Source organism: Metabacillus sp. KJ11-3 (genome assembly GCF_055808295.1).
Window position 1 is genome coordinate 135,028 of the sequence record NZ_JBVVRS010000002.1, and the last position, 16,415, is coordinate 151,442.

At 30.9% G+C, this 16,415-nt stretch carries 20 protein-coding genes; 17 read left to right on the forward strand and 3 right to left on the reverse strand.

Annotated elements, in window-relative coordinates:
* Nucleotides 1–156: 156 nt before the first annotated feature.
* The 4 genes from AC0L8O_RS26150 to AC0L8O_RS26165 all read left to right on the forward strand — a co-directional run bounded on the left by AC0L8O_RS26150 (nucleotide 157) and on the right by AC0L8O_RS26165 (nucleotide 2,442).
* The gene (locus AC0L8O_RS26150; RefSeq protein ID WP_473449488.1) at nucleotides 157–822 is read left to right on the forward strand and encodes a hypothetical protein; all 666 of its coding nucleotides are present in this window, start codon (nucleotides 157–159) and stop codon (nucleotides 820–822) included.
* 125 nt (nucleotides 823–947) lie between these two features.
* A complete protein-coding gene (locus AC0L8O_RS26155; protein WP_473449489.1) occupies nucleotides 948–1,427 on the forward strand; it encodes a hypothetical protein in 480 nt (159 codons plus the stop codon).
* Between the two features lie 4 nt (nucleotides 1,428–1,431).
* Nucleotides 1,432–1,614: a hypothetical protein gene (locus AC0L8O_RS26160; protein WP_473449492.1), complete on the forward strand. Its 183-nt coding sequence runs from the start codon at nucleotides 1,432–1,434 to the stop codon at nucleotides 1,612–1,614.
* 492 nt (nucleotides 1,615–2,106) lie between these two features.
* Nucleotides 2,107–2,442 (forward strand): DUF3221 domain-containing protein, encoded by a 336-nt coding sequence (locus AC0L8O_RS26165; protein WP_473449494.1) that lies wholly within the window; start codon nucleotides 2,107–2,109, stop codon nucleotides 2,440–2,442.
* A 485-nt stretch (nucleotides 2,443–2,927) separates the two neighbouring features.
* On the opposite strand, the gene AC0L8O_RS26170 is transcribed toward AC0L8O_RS26165, so the two are convergent.
* On the reverse strand, nucleotides 2,928–3,935 hold the full coding sequence (locus tag AC0L8O_RS26170; protein WP_473449496.1) for a trypsin-like serine peptidase: 1,008 nt from the start codon (nucleotides 3,933–3,935) through the stop codon (nucleotides 2,928–2,930).
* Nucleotides 3,936–4,804: 869 nt separating this feature from the next.
* On the opposite strand from AC0L8O_RS26170, the gene AC0L8O_RS26175 reads away from it, so the two are divergent.
* From AC0L8O_RS26175 to AC0L8O_RS26195, 5 genes are all read left to right on the forward strand, one after another.
* Nucleotides 4,805–4,981, forward strand: a complete 177-nt coding sequence (locus AC0L8O_RS26175; RefSeq protein WP_473449497.1) for a hypothetical protein — start codon at nucleotides 4,805–4,807, stop codon at nucleotides 4,979–4,981.
* A 431-nt stretch (nucleotides 4,982–5,412) separates the two neighbouring features.
* On the forward strand, nucleotides 5,413–5,586 hold the full coding sequence (locus tag AC0L8O_RS26180) for a hypothetical protein (protein ID WP_473449499.1): 174 nt from the start codon (nucleotides 5,413–5,415) through the stop codon (nucleotides 5,584–5,586).
* A 693-nt stretch (nucleotides 5,587–6,279) separates the two neighbouring features.
* Nucleotides 6,280–6,402, forward strand: a complete 123-nt coding sequence (locus AC0L8O_RS26185; RefSeq protein WP_473449502.1) for a hypothetical protein — start codon at nucleotides 6,280–6,282, stop codon at nucleotides 6,400–6,402.
* Between the two features lie 242 nt (nucleotides 6,403–6,644).
* The gene (locus AC0L8O_RS26190) at nucleotides 6,645–7,034 is read left to right on the forward strand and encodes a hypothetical protein (RefSeq protein WP_473449504.1); all 390 of its coding nucleotides are present in this window, start codon (nucleotides 6,645–6,647) and stop codon (nucleotides 7,032–7,034) included.
* A gap of 121 nt (nucleotides 7,035–7,155) precedes the next feature.
* Nucleotides 7,156–7,449, forward strand: coding sequence for a hypothetical protein (locus tag AC0L8O_RS26195; RefSeq protein WP_473449506.1), 294 nt, complete (start codon nucleotides 7,156–7,158; stop codon nucleotides 7,447–7,449).
* Between the two features lie 286 nt (nucleotides 7,450–7,735).
* Here the strand turns inward: AC0L8O_RS26195 and AC0L8O_RS26200 are convergent, their stop codons facing one another.
* The gene (locus AC0L8O_RS26200) at nucleotides 7,736–7,864 is read right to left on the reverse strand and encodes an anti-repressor SinI family protein (RefSeq protein ID WP_473449508.1); all 129 of its coding nucleotides are present in this window, start codon (nucleotides 7,862–7,864) and stop codon (nucleotides 7,736–7,738) included.
* A 665-nt stretch (nucleotides 7,865–8,529) separates the two neighbouring features.
* Entirely contained in the window at nucleotides 8,530–8,703 is a 174-nt protein-coding gene (locus tag AC0L8O_RS26205; protein ID WP_473449511.1) for an aspartyl-phosphate phosphatase Spo0E family protein, read from the reverse strand.
* Nucleotides 8,704–8,952: 249 nt separating this feature from the next.
* Between AC0L8O_RS26205 and AC0L8O_RS26210 the strand changes: the two genes are divergently transcribed.
* The 8 genes from AC0L8O_RS26210 to AC0L8O_RS26245 all read left to right on the forward strand — a co-directional run bounded on the left by AC0L8O_RS26210 (nucleotide 8,953) and on the right by AC0L8O_RS26245 (nucleotide 16,374).
* Nucleotides 8,953–9,432: a hypothetical protein gene (locus tag AC0L8O_RS26210; protein ID WP_473449513.1), complete on the forward strand. Its 480-nt coding sequence runs from the start codon at nucleotides 8,953–8,955 to the stop codon at nucleotides 9,430–9,432.
* 25 nt (nucleotides 9,433–9,457) lie between these two features.
* Nucleotides 9,458–9,919, forward strand: a complete 462-nt coding sequence (locus tag AC0L8O_RS26215) for a hypothetical protein (protein WP_473449516.1) — start codon at nucleotides 9,458–9,460, stop codon at nucleotides 9,917–9,919.
* Between the two features lie 207 nt (nucleotides 9,920–10,126).
* A complete protein-coding gene (locus AC0L8O_RS26220; protein ID WP_473449518.1) occupies nucleotides 10,127–10,387 on the forward strand; it encodes a hypothetical protein in 261 nt (86 codons plus the stop codon).
* Nucleotides 10,388–10,713: 326 nt separating this feature from the next.
* The gene (locus AC0L8O_RS26225) at nucleotides 10,714–10,878 is read left to right on the forward strand and encodes a hypothetical protein (protein ID WP_473449520.1); all 165 of its coding nucleotides are present in this window, start codon (nucleotides 10,714–10,716) and stop codon (nucleotides 10,876–10,878) included.
* Nucleotides 10,875–12,128, forward strand: a complete 1,254-nt coding sequence (locus AC0L8O_RS26230; protein WP_473449522.1) for a hypothetical protein — start codon at nucleotides 10,875–10,877, stop codon at nucleotides 12,126–12,128. Before AC0L8O_RS26225 ends, AC0L8O_RS26230 begins: the two co-directional genes overlap by 4 nt.
* Entirely contained in the window at nucleotides 12,125–14,137 is a 2,013-nt protein-coding gene (locus AC0L8O_RS26235) for an AAA family ATPase (protein ID WP_473449525.1), read from the forward strand. The genes AC0L8O_RS26230 and AC0L8O_RS26235 overlap by 4 nt, the downstream gene beginning before the upstream one ends.
* Entirely contained in the window at nucleotides 14,121–15,983 is a 1,863-nt protein-coding gene (locus tag AC0L8O_RS26240; protein WP_473449528.1) for a DUF2357 domain-containing protein, read from the forward strand. Before AC0L8O_RS26235 ends, AC0L8O_RS26240 begins: the two co-directional genes overlap by 17 nt.
* A complete protein-coding gene (locus AC0L8O_RS26245; RefSeq protein WP_473449531.1) occupies nucleotides 15,973–16,374 on the forward strand; it encodes a hypothetical protein in 402 nt (133 codons plus the stop codon). The genes AC0L8O_RS26240 and AC0L8O_RS26245 overlap by 11 nt, the downstream gene beginning before the upstream one ends.
* The last annotated feature ends 41 nt before the right edge of the window (nucleotides 16,375–16,415 follow it).

Consider the following 16,415-nt stretch of genomic DNA (forward strand, 5'->3'; position numbering starts at 1 on the left):
ATAATAGTTACTATAGAATAATAGTAACTATTATTTCTATAAATTGACAATGTATAGACGGAAGCACCGGTCTACCTATTATTTTAGGTATTTCGGTGCCTTTTTATATTCCAATAAGTTAAAATATGGATTTTAAAGTAAATGGAGGTATATAAGATGATTCTATTAGTTAATGGAAACGTATGGGATATCACAGATATCCCCCTACACGATCAAAGACAATGGTTCAGAAAATGGAAAGGAAATCATTCTGAGATATTTTGCTATTGTATGAAACAGCAAACCGAGCATCCACCGCTTCACGTTAAATCAAAAAAACTTAAAGACGGTACATATACATTTTTCTTATCCAATAATCCTAAAAACAAAATCCCTCATACTACAACTTGTTCTATGAACAGAGAATACCAAAAAGATCTAAATAAGAATGGAATAGAATATAAGGAAGGAATAATGTCTTGTAAGTTAACGTTTGAAAAAACGAAAAAAGCGGCAATCAAAGGGACAGAAAAAATTAATAACGATAAGGCAATATCATCAAATAGATCAAAACAAACTCGTCCGAAAAGCCGTTTAAAAACTTTATTTCTTGCTCTGTTACAAAAAGAGGAAGTAAAAGTTCACATCTTTACTCCAGGTAAGCCAAGAACAAATATATCTGGCCGTCTTGAAGCTGCAGCATATACAACTAAAGTTGGGAATTCGTTTCTAAGGGAAAAAATTGATAACCATTATTATAAACGTATGTATGTTGCAGCATATAAAAAAATCAAAAAGGGAAGGATTATTTCTTTAAACTTAAGAACGATGTTAATGAAATAGACTCTCCTGAATTAATAATAGGCTGGGGGCATAAGGATATTACACCTGCTGCTAATGTAGCAAACAAGTATAAGTATGATATTCCTTTATATTCAGTTGATGAACCTGAACGTTTTGTAACCAATATGCAGGTTTATAAACCTATTTTTCATGAGGCTCAAAAGAGAATAGAAAATGAATCGAAACATAACGCTGTTAACACAGGATACTGGGTATTATATAGAGAAGAAAATAATCTAGGTGTGTTTTATGAAGATAAAGAACTTTTATTTATTCCAGCTGATCCGGATACTCGCATTCCTATTGAGTCATCTTATGAATTAGAAATGTTAAAGTACCTCGTTTCATTAAATCGTGAATTTAGGAAACCTCTTTTTGGAAATGAGATAGAAAATGACTTAGAACTAAGACCCGATTTTGTTCTTTTGGACACTTTTCCAAATACCATCATTGAAGTAGCTGGTAGAAGTGACGAAAAGTATATTGAAAATTTAATACGTAAATCAGAGATTTATAAAGCAGGAAACTTCCCTTATATAGAATGGCGACCATTCGAGATTCAAGAGATTAGCGATATAGGGTTGAATTCTATTGATAAGAGGTAAAACTATGCGAGAAGATCTTAAGAAAAAGTATTTCTTTGATCATAAAGATAAACGAGAATTTCTTGTTTTAGAAAAAAGAATCTTAAAAGTTTTACTTGTAGTAATATTTATTAAGTATGTTAGATTACTACTAGTAAAAAATGAAAACAGCAATAAGCCTTCTATAAAGAAGAAATATTCTCAATAATACAACCAGAGGAGTTATTTAAAATCTTAGCATTAAATATAATGATAATGGGTGTTTTGGGATTAATAATCCTTTATTTAATTAAAGGGAAAGTAATATTACATTATAGGCTATTCAACTATTTGTTTTTCTTTTGTCTACTTGATGCAATATTTATGTACATATTTCCTGAATTTATGTACATATTTCCTGAGATACCTGCAGCAGTCGCAAATGCAATTTTTTTATGATAACAATCAAATACAGAACTAACCTCCTAAACTGAAATGCATTTATAGGGCCTAATCCCAGGGTTGCTACTCTAGTCGTCATATGGATTATAAAATATGTAAATAAACTGATGAAATTTAGTTCTTTTCTCTCTCTCTTGCTGGTGTTCCCCTATCAAAATTGTACTAGAAATAAACACCATAGGTCTGACAAACAATCAAATTAACGAAACCTATATAATGTTAAATTCGTCTTATCACATAAAGGGAAGGAGTGTATCTAATGAAAAGAAAATTTTTCATTGCTTTTACTGCTTTATTGTTAAGTATTTCAAGCGCAGGGTGTGGCAATGCTGATATGGAAGGTATTATTTTAGAAGTAACAGAAAATGAGATATTACTTTCAAAGAATCTTTCTTTGGACAAGTATGAAGAAATAAAAAATAAATCCATTTCAGAGATACAGGAAGAGGAAAAGGGTATTCCTTTAATTTCTTTATCATATGACAATACAGAGGAATGGTCAAAAGGTGATGAAGTAAAAGTATGGGTTGATGGAGATGTACTTACATCCTATCCTGAGCAAGCTAAGGCTAAGAAAATTCAATTGAAAAATTAAGTTTCTCAACAATCCGGGGCAATTGTGATCCAAAATATAACATTTTGAAGCTCAGGACTTAAATATGAGCTTTTTTGTGATGGTTATCTATAATAACGCTTTTTTCAACAGGTGGAATACATTTCGTCCTGTCAATGTAACGCAGCTTGTAGAAGTTCACTACTGTAGAGAGATGAAATTCTACAAAGGAGAATAAGAGTTGATAGACTATCTCTCCCAAACCCCCTTGTTGTAAACAAACACGTTTGTTTGCGCCTCCCGCAAGCACCGTTTTTTATTTTTGTCCCTTTTTTAAAAATTAATAATATGAAATACAAAAACTTTGTTAATTCAACGTTGTATAAATGCATGGATAAATGAACAAGAGCCAAATCCAGTAACAAGGGTTTGGCTCTTTGACTTACTTCGTATAGTTGATGTTATATTAACTAAATTTGTATTTAATATTCATATCAAATTGATTACAAAAATACTATTCTTAAAATCTAATCTTCTATCATATTTGTAAATTCATCACCTAACGGAGTAGCTAATAGTCTAGGTACTCCTGAAGTTGTTCTCCTTGATGTTGCAGCAAAAATATATCCCAGATCCTCACTCGTCATTCGATCAAACCAAGCCCCTCCACTAGCACCACCAGTAAAGTCACAATTCATATATGCATCTGTAGCATTATATTGATAAGTACTTCCGTAACAAGAATATGGCAATTCTCCAGAATAAGGAGATTCTGCAGGATATCCTGTAATACGTACATCGCTTTGAGCTTGGTCAGTATTAGTAATCCATCCATTCGCTCCTAATTTTTTTTCGATTTCAACTCCATCCAAAGGACGCACTCTTAATATTGCTTTATCGTAAGAATAGTCTTTATTTTGTGTCCATCCAACAGGAGCTTGTACTCGTTCCCAAGTCCATGAACCATAAGGACGTTTACCATCAAAATAAGCTGGAACAAAAACAAAATCTTTATTCCATGAACCATTTCCATGAACACAATGTCCTGCTGTTAATACAGCATTATCAGCATCACTATTTATTACAGATGCAGAACATACATAGGTACCAGAAGATGAAGCCTTCCTAAAATATAATTTTCCTGTCGTTTTTGGAACTACAGCCGCCTTAGTTGATATATTAGATTCAATTGGTGGAGTTGGTGGAGCAGATTCTTGTTTTTTATTTTCTATTTTCTTAGATTGAGGTTCTTGTGATGGAGTTAAAGAAGTAGAAAAATCTTCAGTCTGTTCTACTGGTATAGCATTTTGAAAGTCTTCTTCAGTATATAAACCACCTGTTTCTTGATAAACTGAATCTTCACTTTGAATTGAACTTTTCTTTTTAGTAGGCAAATTTTCGTTTTCAATTGATTCTGTAGATGATGGATCAGAAGAAGAGGCACTCACATTTTCAATAGATAAAAATACAAAAAAGAAAGAAGTAAACAATAGTGACAAAATAAACAAATTTTTAAACTTTACATGTTTAGACATAACAACCTCCTAAATTTATTTACTAAATAAAAATAACATAAACTACCAAATATGGAAACATCTATTTAAATATCATTTACAATTCTTTTTATTCAAAGCTTGATAATTTCGATATTACTTAAATTAGATTTAACAATATTCATAACTTACACAAGTGTTAATACTAAATTATGGATTGCATTAATTTAAAAAGATGTAGAAAAGCGAGCGAGCTTCCTACATCTATACACTAATAATTAAAGTCTAATTTCTAGTCATTGTTGCTTGAAATTAGGCCTTTTTATATGTTGTATTTTCTTAGCGTTGTAAATCCATTTCCTGACGCTACCCCTTAAGGTGTTTTATGTCCTTTGATTCTAGAATATATTGATTATCTTATATATAGAAGGTACAATTCACTTATAAACATTTTTTAACTGATCTTTACCCATGCGGGAAAAGAAAACTATTAGTAAAGCACTTTTTCTAGTGAAAAAACGTTATAAGGCTATTTGTCTTATTTGACGTTATTTTCTAAGAAAAAGTGCTTTTTTGTGTTTTGCTGCAGCACTCAGAACCAAAACTTTAGGAGACTTTTTGATTGGAAGGGAGAAGAAATATGATAATAGTTGAAGGATTAAAACCACTACTGTTACAGGTGTACATGTACTATCTCCGAAGCAATTAGCAATAGAGGTTGCTTGCAATTTTGATGAAAACAGGCTTTTTATTTATATTGATAGAGTCAAAGTATCAATAACGGATACTTGTGATAACGGATATATAAACATACATGGGAGTATTACTCAAATTCAATTCAAAAATAGGTTAAGGTTACTTTCTTTTTTAGCTTATTTGAAAAGAATACAATAAGACAAGGAGAATGCACAATGGAGATAATATCAGCATTATTACAATTACCAACAACTTGGTTCGTCGTATTAGGAGTTGTTGCTACGATTATTGTAGTAAAAATTGTAAAATCAGTAGTGGGAACAATATTAAGTATTGTATTTACGATAGTTTCCCTAATAAAAGTAATCAACTTCCTAAGTCTTTATATTTAGAGGTGCATTTCATGATACTGTGATTAATATATGGAACAAGAAGTAGAAATTCATATATTAATAAAGGATAATTTATTTGTTTTACAGTCTTACTGCAAATACTTAAATTAAAAGGAAGCTGGTTAGCATTGACTCAAATTATTGTAGTGAAATAGGATGATGATTTTACTTGTAAATGCGGAAATAAACCTTACTTAGATGGTTTCTTTCCTTGCGATAGTAATGGTGAGCACATCGATCCTACACCAGAAAATTGGAAAGATGAATTGTATATATGTGCAAGATGTGATCATCTTTATAAATTCAAAACAGATCAATAAATACTTAAATGTTAACGAAAAGGGATATAATTATCCTTTTTTGTAGTACTTCTGTTTTTGAAAGAAGTTTGATGAAAATAGCGAAGGAAGGGATGAGGGGATGAGGTTGCATTGTCAGATGAAAGTAAGCTCTACAAAGAAGCTATGGAACGCATTGATGAACTTGTAGAAGAAGTTTTACAGACTTGTTTAGAGGTTGCGGATGAAAACCACTATGAAAGAATAGGGGTACTAGAACGGTTTAGAGAGAAATTTAACAAAGCGAAACGAACAAAGTCAATTTAAGCTACATCGCATCTCGCGTATTTTTAGACGTAAAATGTGACGTAAGGATGGTTATTTGAAATGTCCCGCTTGTAATATAAAATTAATTAAAGTAGTTATTGCCCAACCACTGGTCCTTATATTGGCTAAGTCATCATTTATTTAAAATAGATGATTTACTTAATTCGATAGGATCGTCTATAGCATAAGAGAATGGAATGGTGAATGTGAATACGGTACATTTTTGTGATCTATGCTGTAAAAGAAAGCCTCAGATTGGATTTGTTCTTATAGAAGGAACAGGAGATTTTTCTAATGATCTTCCAGTCTACTTCTGTCATGACTGTAAAGATTCCGCTATAAGTGATATTAGTAAGCTCCCTTGGAAACCAACATTTAAGATTACATATCCTTGGGGAGTAGGGGATTAATTCCAAAGGATTTTTAGTTTCGACAAACATAAAGTATATTTATAAGAATTAAATTCGGTCCATTATGCGGAAAGGACGAAGTGAACTTCAATAAAAATGCTATGTCGGAGTTCGTTTAAATTGAATATTAAGGATAAAAGCTAAGAAGGTACAGTAGCATTAAAAGCTAACGGATCGTCTAGCCGATATAGTGAAGAATCCACAATTAACTGCTGTTGTTGTGTCAAAGCGTTAGAGACTTTCCAACACCAGTGGTTTCATATATTGCTAAGGAGAAATTACAATGAATAATGATGATAAATCCTTATTAGAAGCACTTAGTCATGAAAATATGGAGAGTTTAACAAAAAGAGGTCGTGGAAGTGAATTAAATAGATATCTCTTATTGATTGGCGCTTCTAAATAGGGAACAGCGAAGGAAAAAGCAAGTAGACTTTTACATTGGTATGATTCAAGAACGTACATAGAAAGACTTGAAAAATATAAAAGCTTAAAACTAAAAATCGACTCTAAACCTGGGCTTTTTCATGGTAAAACAATAAGAAAAAGTATTTCTCAATCATTATGGCAAAAAAAATCAGACCCATAATATTATTTAATTTCGACTTTAAATGTTCTATATGTGGATTAAAACCAAATGAAGAAGATATGAAACAATTACATGTTCATGAAGTTGAATCTTATGATCTTGAAAAAGGTATTTGTGATTTAAAGGGGTTAGAATTAATTTGCAATAAATGTCACAGCTTTCACCATATAGGAAGAATGTATGGTGTTCTAAATAGTGTACAAACAGAAGATTTAATCTCTCATTTTACAAAAGTAAACAAAATAGAAAAAGAGGATTATTATGAATATTTAAGATTATTAAAATTAAAATGGAGAAATAATGTTCAGGAAAAATTCGACAAAATGATGAGTAATAAAGAAAAGTACTTTGCTCCAGAGAAAGTGAAATTTAAAATTAGTTGTGATATTCCATATAAAGATGAGGTTATCAGCCAATTGAAGAAGAAAAATTTATATATTGAAGATTAAAAGTATCTAGGATTAAAGAAGACTATTAAGAGTAAAATATAAAAAATAATACTAGTTACGAATAAAATGAATGAGAAAATAGATTAAAATACTCATACGTTAAGTTAAATAGGAGAAGAAAATGTCTAACAAGATAATACATTTAATTTATAAAATGCCGATTGGTTTCTTTTTGTTATGGTCATTATATTTGGCATATCATGTTTTATTTACTGGTAAAACAGTTGGGGGTACCCCATTAAATCACATGCTATTATCAGGCATTACAATAATATGTCCAATAATTGTAATGCTAAAAGTGTTTTCTGGTGAATTCAAAAGACCTGAAGTAGCAAAATATTTCTTAGTTACTCTAGTAATAATAACCTTTCTGTTTTTTGTCCCTGATTTAGCAAATTTCATAGTTACACTTTAGGATAGAATTGAAGTAAAATGCATAGGAGGTAAATCGATGGGAAATCCCCGAAAGAAAATGTCTATTTTAAATCTAATGGATTTTTTTAGTAGAAATAAACAGTGACTTGTTTGACCATGTAACCCAAAAGTCATTTGGTAACGAAAAGCAGTTAGTAGAATACTTGAGAAGAATCGAATCAATTAGTGACTATGAATTAGAGGTATCAGAGGCATTATGGTCATTAGTAATAAATACTTTAAACAGCTTGGAGTAATATCCTAGTTTGAATACTATAAAGATCCCTTTATTCAGGTCTAGATGTACTCTCGAAAAACTCTTTGATTTTATCAGGGGAAATACCTATTTCTAAAGCATACAAAAACAATTCTATCCATTCTGGATCAAGTTTTTTATCATCAAAAGAATCGGCCATGTATACCACTCCTTAGTAATGAAAGCTAGGTCTAATTATGCATTAATTTCTACTTAGCATAAAGGTTTATTGGTGAATATTAACATAATTTTTACAATTAGGATCGTAAGAGGAATGGAATGATGAATTTGGATAAGTTACACTTTTGTGATCTATCCTGTAAAAGAAAGCCTCAGATCGGATTTGTTCTTATAGAAGGAACAGGAGATTTTTCTAATGATCTTCCAGTCTACTTCTGTCCTGACTGTAAAGATTCCGCTATAAGCAAAATTAGTAAGCTTCCTTGAAATCCAACATTTAAGATTACATACCCTTGGGGAGTTTTAGGGGATTTAACCAAAGAATTTTTAGTTTCGACAAACATAAAGTATATTTATAAAAATTAAATTCATCCCATTATGCTATGCGGAAAGGACGAAGTGAACTTCAATAAAATTGCTATGTCGGAGCACTTAATTTGGAGCCAAATAAGAAGTGATAGCTATAATGAGTTGGATTTTTGTATTTATAATTCTTATTCTTTGTCTCATTCTTACTATCGAATTTGGTCTTACAGGAAAAATAAAAGATTGGATTCGTTTTTCGCGAAAACAGATGCAAAAGAAATCGTTGGTATGTCATTCAAAAAAAGTGTGTGATGAAATTCGAATTAAATAATTAAATAATTAAATTTTAGTATTTTTCGAATTTTTTTCTCTTATTAGTAAAAGCAAGAGTACATCAAGTTCTTGACTAATCTTTACAGTATTAGGTGATGAGAATCCATGTATCCTAGCAGTCTCGATCATTATTTTTCTTAAAGATTCAATTTTATTTGTTAAGGATTGAGCAGATTTCATAATGAGTCCTTTTCACCACTTTAAATGTATAATTTTGTAATTTTATTATGACATATGGCACACGAAGTGTAAATATCATTATATATCTAAAGGTTTTTTATAAAATTAGACAATGGATATAAAAGTATAAAGAGCATGCATTTTGAATTGAGATGCGGCTTTTTTTATTTTTAATTAATATTATATTAAGTTTTATAGCTATTATCCGATAAAATAAAGAGAAATTTAACAACCAAGGAGTATTTTAGAATGGCATTAAAAAAACATTCAGAATTAACTGAACAAGAGAGAGAAGAATATAGAGAACGGGTTAGTAAGAACAGAGAGAAAAGGAAACAGAATGCTATAAAAAATAGAAGAAAAAATAAATTGATTTGGACGAGTTTTCTGTGCATAGTTTTATTAGTTGCAAGTTATTTAATTACTATTAACATTAGCGACAAAGATACCATTTCAACAGAATCTTCCTTAGATAAAGGGATAGCCTTTGTAGATGCCATTATGGTTATGAATCGTGATGATGCTGAATTTTACGGACTTGCTGTAGATAATGGAAATGAGGCCGGTATCCAACATGCAAGAGCAAATGGAATAGTTTTAGAAGAGGGTACACATGTTGAATACGGAGCTACTGAGAACTATCGCTTGTACTATGTTAAAGTTTTAGATGGAGAACATGCAGGCGAAAGTGGATATGTACATTTTATGGACATTTCAAAGATAGAGTAGATGATTTTATTTGAGGTGAGTATAGATGGACCATCAGTTGTTTTTTAATTTAGTGAAACGTTGGGCTGAGCATATATATGGAGATTCAAATGTTAATATTGAAACTTTACTAAAGGAAAGTAAGTCAAATCGACGGGCCCGAAATATCTGTGTTTTTTATGCTTTAACTTCGGAAGAGTGCTTTAAAACGTTTGAAAGTCTATCTAAATCAGACAAACAAATTTTAGAATTCAAAAATGAATTAATTAAGGCTCTGAGAAGACTTGAAAAAGAACAGGATGTAGAAGTGTCATCCCTTGCTAAGGACTTAAAAGCTAAATATTATCCCCATGAAGAATTAGAGTTTGAAGAGGACAAATATGATGTTTCTGCAGAAATGGCTAAACTTTATATATCAATAATAAACAGCTATAGATTAGCCAATGTACCAGCTGATAAGGATTTTCAGGATAGAGTAAGTGAGTTTGATTTATCTATCTTAAAATAATGATATAAAACATTAGGAAAAGGGTTGCAAATCTTAACATGGATGCAACTCATTTTTTTATAGAATATAACCAATTCTTAATAACTATTACAACTCTTAAAGGGTTTGTAAGTGTATTTATTGAAGAATATATACTGATTAGATAATTTTCAGAGAATATTACCACGATAAAACCCTAAAGAAATAATTATAGGGAGTTGTTCTTAGTTGGGATGTAATATTAAATCATATGTAAAGATCAAATTATATCCTTCAAATAATGAAAATGGAGTATGGATAAATGCCGATAAATGGTCAATAAATGAAGAATATTTGATGGGAGATACAACTAATAGTACCAAATATCAAGTTCGACACGAAGATCGTATTTATTTGGGTAACAGTTACTATGGTTTTGCTTTATTAGGTTCTGAAAGAGATGATTATAATATAAAACCTATATACATACCAAGGTGGCTTCCTTATTGAGGAAATTATCAATGCTGCTCTAAAAGAAGTTGATGATGGTTACTCACATTCCTTTCTAACATTAAAGGAGCTGAAGGAGATCGACTGGAAACAAGAGATAGAACATTGTGATTTCTTTATTTATTCGTTTAGTTTATTTGTTCCATGGTTAATAACTAAGAAAAACCAAATAAAAAGAGGGCTGCATTTCTTCATGAAATGCAGTTTTTTTAATAGAAACAAAATAATATGTTGATTACGTCATTTTAATATAGGCAATATCAACCATCTATTAGTAAAACTTGTAATTAATAGGTATAATTTACTTATAAAAGGAGGCCGAGCAAGTGAAAGAGATGGAGATATTTGTAGATTTACTAGATGATAATGAGGCTAACCGCATACTAAAGCACTTTGGAGAAACTCCTTTAGGTACAAGACATAAAAGAGCTACCTTGGAGCAGAAGAAACAACATTTAAAAAAGTCTTTAAGTCTGCGACACCAAATATGATAAGAAAACGACGTAAAGGTGGATCGGATCCTTTTTATTTTTATATCCGGTCTTATAGTATTCCAGAACTTCCAACTACTAAAGACTTTACTCAAGTTCTTTCCTTAATGAAAGAACTTAATGAAAAAGTCCCTGATTATGTAAAAATAGCAGTGTTAATTTCGCAATATCCCGAGGGATTAAGAAATGTATGTGATGAAATTGAACAGAACATTGCAAATGGAAGGAATCCACTGGATATAAACAAAACATTTGAAAGAATCGATGAAGTAAAAAAATTCGTCAAAGAAATGGGAAGTTTTATAGGTGAAGAAGCTCCATTTAACATTTTAGATCGGGTAATCAAGTTCCAACCAGAGGACTATCAAGAGCAGCTTGAGAAGTGTATGAACCAGGTAAAAGATTATAATCTTCTCCAATACCATAATGAATTACATGAATTGAAAGATATTTACGGTTTATCAATTACTAATGCTGCTTATATATTGACGCATAAAAATGAAGATTACGATATCTCTATGTTATTAGCAATCGAAGTAATGTATGACCTACTAATAAATCAAAGAAAAAGATCTTTAAATAGCCTGGAAGAAAAACTCAATGAGCTAACAGAAGAAGCACAGAATGATGAGAAAGAAAGAAGAGAATTGATAAAGGCTAAAGATAAGGAAATTTTAAGTTTAGAAGGCGAATTATCTAAGTTAAGGAAATTTATTAAAAAGACTGATAATGAGAAAGAAAAATTAGATAACATAATTACTCAATGGAAAGATAAATATGAAAAATTAGAAAATAAAATACAAAAGGATTATGAAGATTACCAAATATCGATAAATGTACTTAAAAATGAACAAGACGCGCTGACAAAGGAGCTTCAAAATGAATTAGAAATAAAGAAAATTATAGAGTCAGAAAGAATAATTAAATATAACAGTGATAACTCACATATTACGTTTCCTTGGGGACTAATTAGCCTTTCTGACTATGAGTTAACAAAGGAAATGTATCCGGAATTAGCAATTGCTCATGCTGATAACAAAAAAGAATTGAAGACACTTTTAAAAAATACAGAAATTAAAACAATCTATTTAATAATGAAGGGCTTATCTACAAGGCAATTTAAAAAATTAAAGCAAGAAATAGTAATGCAAAACAAAACATATGAAGCGTTAGAAATTGATAGCTTTAAAGAATTGATGGATTGGATAGGCTACAGAAAAACACTTGAAAGGAATGCAGTTACTAAATGATGAAACTATATCCTCCTAAGATACTAGATCAAATAAAAGAAAATTATATTGTAGGTGTTTTAGCTAGTACTGAAGATAACATACCAAAACTGGGAGACGAACTAGCACCTGTTACGTATTCCGAGAAAATGAACGATGTAATATTTTATGTGAAGCCATTAAGTCAGGAACCAAAAGAAATTACTCAAGTACATGAACGTGTACATATGTCAGATTTATATATTGGATTTGGTAGTAGGAGCATAAGTAGCCTTCCAATTGACTTCAAGTGGAAAACTGATATAAATCAAAAGATAAATTTTATAAAAGAGAAATTAGAAGGTAAACTTTTGTTATTTAAACCTGTATTAGCACAAAATGAAAAAACAGAAAGATACCATAAGAACATAGATGATCTTATTGTTGAGGAGGTCTGGGATGACAATGTAAATTATTACGCTGTACCAAGAGTAAAATTCAGTCCTGTTGAATTTGAAAATAAATTGTTAGCGGAAGAGTCCATAGAGTTTGAACAATACAATCATGCCATGCCACCACCACTATATGTACTTTGTGGTGATTATATATATGGAAATATTAAAGAGAATCAATGGAGAATTGATTCATCAAAAAATCACAATGCACGTCTTATCATATCACCTGATAATGTAAAACGAGTTGAACTTAGTGAAGAGGAAAAAGCGAAGTACATTGGATCAGAGAGAGATCTTTTAGTTTTCTTTAATGATGAATTCTTACATACTTCAATTGCTGATCGGTTAGATTTTCAAGGGATTAACTTAGGGAAACTACAAGAGGAAAGAGTAGAATTTGTTGAGGTAGAAGATGTTACAAATGGAAACAACTTTGAAGAAACATTACCTAGTAATCCGAATCAAATTCACGAGATAACATTTATAAGAGATTTAGAATCAAAAGCTAAATCACAGAATCTTGTATACAGTAGAGAAGACCTCATAAACTTCCATACAAGTATTAAATCTAGTGCATTAACAATACTCTCAGGCCAAAGTGGCATAGGAAAAACAAAATTAGCAACCATTTACGGAGAAACTCTTGGATTAAGCCAAGAAAATAAAACTATGTTAATTATGCCTATCTCACCTGCTTATACTGAACCTGGAGATGTCCTTGGATATTTAAACCCCTCTACAGGACTTTATATGCCTGCTGAAACCGGTTTAGTTGATTTCTTATTACATGCGGATAAGCATGATAAACAAGTACATATGCTGATAATGGATGAAATGAATTTAAGCCAAATAGAACATTATTTTGCACCATTTATCTCACTATTAGAACTCGAAGAAAAAGAACGTTATTTACATTTATACAGTAAGGGGTCTGTTTGTCACAATGAGCAAAAATATAAACATAGTATTCAATTAAAAAACAACCTAGTAATTGTTGGCACTATGAATACAGATGAAACCACCAAAGATCTCTCTGACCGCTTATTAGATCGTTCTAATATAGTTGTACTCGAAAAGCGTTCATTTAAGGACATTAAGAACGAACTTGCTCGCTTTGATAGAAGTAAAGTACATAACTCCGGTTTAGAAGATGCCTACGGTGAACTTTATATGACATGGAAAAGTAAAAAAGAGAACTGGAATGCCTTTGAGGAATATGAATTAGAATTCTTTGATGAATTAGACAATAAAATTTCCAAAGTAGATCCTTTAAAAGGTTTTTCCATTCGAAACATTATTCGAATGGGAGCCTATATAAATAATTTACCTGTTGATTCTGATAAAGAATATCATATTGAGAGAGGTAAAGCTATCGATCTATTTATCAAACAAAGAGTGATTACAAAAATCCGTGGACCAATAGAGTTATATGAAAATCTCATTGGGTCAATTGAATTGGATGGTCAGGAACCTAATGGGGAGTTATTTGCTTTATTTAACAAAGAATCAGCAAAAGAAATTAGTTCTTTCGAAAAAACTAAAAAAGAGTTAACACGTAAGGCAAGGGAGTTAAATATTAATGGTTATGCAACCTAAGGTAGTGTTTACAATTCATCAGCCTTATTCTAGCCCAAGAATTATTGAAGCATTATTAGATTCTTCAGAGGTTATATTTTCAGGTGTAGAAGTAACGGAATATGCAAAGGTTGACGTTAAATTTGATTGCCCACACGATAAAAATGCAATTTTAAAAATTGAAACGTACGAATCAAATGATGAGCTCGTGCTTAAGCATTCAGATCCTTCAACTACCATAATGGGTGGTACAAATAGTGAATACATGCTAGTACCAGGACATTACAGGTTTGAAGTTATTACTAATGAGAGTAATTACGCTGCTTACTACACTGTTAGATCAAAAGATTTCTCAGATGAAGCATTATTAAATTTACGTTTGTACTTAGAAAATATACTTAAAGGGCTATCATATGACTTGGTTAAGCAGAAATTAGGAATGGCTTCTCCTGTTTCGGACCTGAGTCCTACTTTGCTACAATTATTTCAATTTATCAATAAAAATAAAAGCTCAATAAAACGAAATCTAGAGTTAATAATAAAGGATCCTATTTCAGATTTAATTGGTGAGTATAAACTCACACCCTACTCTAGAAAGCTAGATAACAAGAGTTTCCGATGGCAAGCTAAAAAAGGTGAACAGAAAAACTCTGTTTCTTCCAGTCCACACCTTTACTATTCTAAACACGCTATACTATCTTTTAATAATTTAGAGAATCAATGGATAAAGTTTATTATAAAGTTTTTCCTTCAATCTCTTAGAAAACTTGAAATTAGCTTCCAAAAAGAAGCTAGTTTGGTAAATAGGAAGGTCGAAAATTTAGAAACACAATTATCACTGAATAGTGGTCAATTGGAATTGGGTAAAGATACCTTTGGTTATCAAAAATCTCTTGAAGGATTAAGAAAGACTGAAAAGAGAATATTAGGTCGAATTAGAGATTTAGAAAAAGAAAGAACTAACTTTAATGAACACCAAAGGTTCTTGCGTCAATTAACTAATTTCTTTACTGAATATGAAGAAATGCAATGGATAAAATCTATACCAGCTATAAAACCAAATAAGATTACACAACGTCTTCTTAAAGATCGCAGATATAGAAAAATCTATTCAATATATAAAGAGTTAGTCAGATTAGAAACAACAGAAGTTGAATCAAATATGCCAGGTGTACAGTTCCGAAGAACTTGGCAGCTATTTGAATATTATAACGTAGGTTTAATTATTAGTATTTTGAGAGAGAATGAATATAAGTGGATTGATGGATGGTTAGCAAGTAAAGATAATCCACATCTTCATATCGGAACTTTACCTCCTGATACAATTTTACGATTCGAAAAGGAAAATAGTGATCATTACATCGAGATTGCATATGATACCGAAATAGAAAGTACAATTGTAGATAAAAGTTATAGTCGGTATTTTAATGATGCTGGAAGAAGACCAGATATTCGTATCACTATTTACCATCAGGACGGTTCTCTTTATACAGATAAAGCAGGCTTAATTATTGAATCAAAATGTAGACGTCATAAATATCTAATTAATCAAAATATTGATCCTGATGTAAAATTACAACTTCGTGATTTTAAAAACCTTGAATACTTTGATTCATTAGCATCCCAAAGAGGGGATGTTCCAGTTAAGCAACCTATTCAAAAGGTAATAGTCTTATATCCAAAACAAAATGGTATGGAGCCTGTAAAAGCAGATCACTTATATGGTGAAAGTATGGTTTATATTCAAGTAGAACCTAGTGACCCATTTAGTGAGGAAAAATCATTTGGTTACGATAGTTTGAAGGAAAAAATTGATGATTTTCTTTCACTAGTCCAGGATAAGAAGGAGGGGGCTTATGTTAAATAAGGAACAAGAAATTCAAAAAATCCTCAGAGGTAAATATATGGAAGGTCCTAAGCTTTTAATGGATGAAAATTCAATAGGTATTAACTATTTTTCAGGAAACTCTAAATCAGCTTATTACGAATTGTATGGTTCCTCATCCATTTTCCGCTTAGTTATTATGGAGCCATCAATAAACTTATTTACAAATCAATATGTAGGAAAAAATCACCTTCTATTTTTATTAATGGATGAAGAACAGGTTCGAGGAGGGTTTGTATCCCTTAACGTAGATAGCCTAATGGATGAATTCAAGCAGGCATTCTCTCACTTGAGAGATGAACAAGTGGAAGAACTTCATGGGCTTTGGGAGAATTTTGCTTCTTTACATTATTTAAAATTGAGTAGGGAGTAATAAACAGGTTGGTCTACTTTTTAGTAGATCAGCCTTTTAAA

Bases quoted from the DNA above. Each gene is read 5' to 3' on its own strand.
- AC0L8O_RS26210 (WP_473449513.1), top strand. From the start codon at position 8,953: ATGGCATTAAAAAAACATTCAGAATTAACTGAACAAGAGAGAGAAGAA.
- AC0L8O_RS26190 (WP_473449504.1), top strand. From the start codon at position 6,645: ATGAAACAATTACATGTTCATGAAGTTGAATCTTATGATCTTGAAAAA.
- AC0L8O_RS26200 (WP_473449508.1), bottom strand. From the start codon at position 7,864: ATGGCCGATTCTTTTGATGATAAAAAACTTGATCCAGAATGGATAGAA.
- AC0L8O_RS26170 (WP_473449496.1), bottom strand. From the start codon at position 3,935: ATGTCTAAACATGTAAAGTTTAAAAATTTGTTTATTTTGTCACTATTG.
- AC0L8O_RS26205 (WP_473449511.1), bottom strand. From the start codon at position 8,703: ATGAAATCTGCTCAATCCTTAACAAATAAAATTGAATCTTTAAGAAAA.
- AC0L8O_RS26215 (WP_473449516.1), top strand. From the start codon at position 9,458: ATGGACCATCAGTTGTTTTTTAATTTAGTGAAACGTTGGGCTGAGCAT.
- AC0L8O_RS26245 (WP_473449531.1), top strand. From the start codon at position 15,973: ATGTTAAATAAGGAACAAGAAATTCAAAAAATCCTCAGAGGTAAATAT.
- AC0L8O_RS26155 (WP_473449489.1), top strand. From the start codon at position 948: ATGCAGGTTTATAAACCTATTTTTCATGAGGCTCAAAAGAGAATAGAA.
- AC0L8O_RS26230 (WP_473449522.1), top strand. From the start codon at position 10,875: ATGATAAGAAAACGACGTAAAGGTGGATCGGATCCTTTTTATTTTTAT.
- AC0L8O_RS26235 (WP_473449525.1), top strand. From the start codon at position 12,125: ATGATGAAACTATATCCTCCTAAGATACTAGATCAAATAAAAGAAAAT.
- AC0L8O_RS26160 (WP_473449492.1), top strand. From the start codon at position 1,432: ATGCGAGAAGATCTTAAGAAAAAGTATTTCTTTGATCATAAAGATAAA.
- AC0L8O_RS26175 (WP_473449497.1), top strand. From the start codon at position 4,805: ATGGAGATAATATCAGCATTATTACAATTACCAACAACTTGGTTCGTC.
- AC0L8O_RS26150 (WP_473449488.1), top strand. From the start codon at position 157: ATGATTCTATTAGTTAATGGAAACGTATGGGATATCACAGATATCCCC.
- AC0L8O_RS26185 (WP_473449502.1), top strand. From the start codon at position 6,280: ATGAATAATGATGATAAATCCTTATTAGAAGCACTTAGTCATGAAAAT.
- AC0L8O_RS26165 (WP_473449494.1), top strand. From the start codon at position 2,107: ATGAAAAGAAAATTTTTCATTGCTTTTACTGCTTTATTGTTAAGTATT.
- AC0L8O_RS26240 (WP_473449528.1), top strand. From the start codon at position 14,121: ATGGTTATGCAACCTAAGGTAGTGTTTACAATTCATCAGCCTTATTCT.
- AC0L8O_RS26195 (WP_473449506.1), top strand. From the start codon at position 7,156: ATGTCTAACAAGATAATACATTTAATTTATAAAATGCCGATTGGTTTC.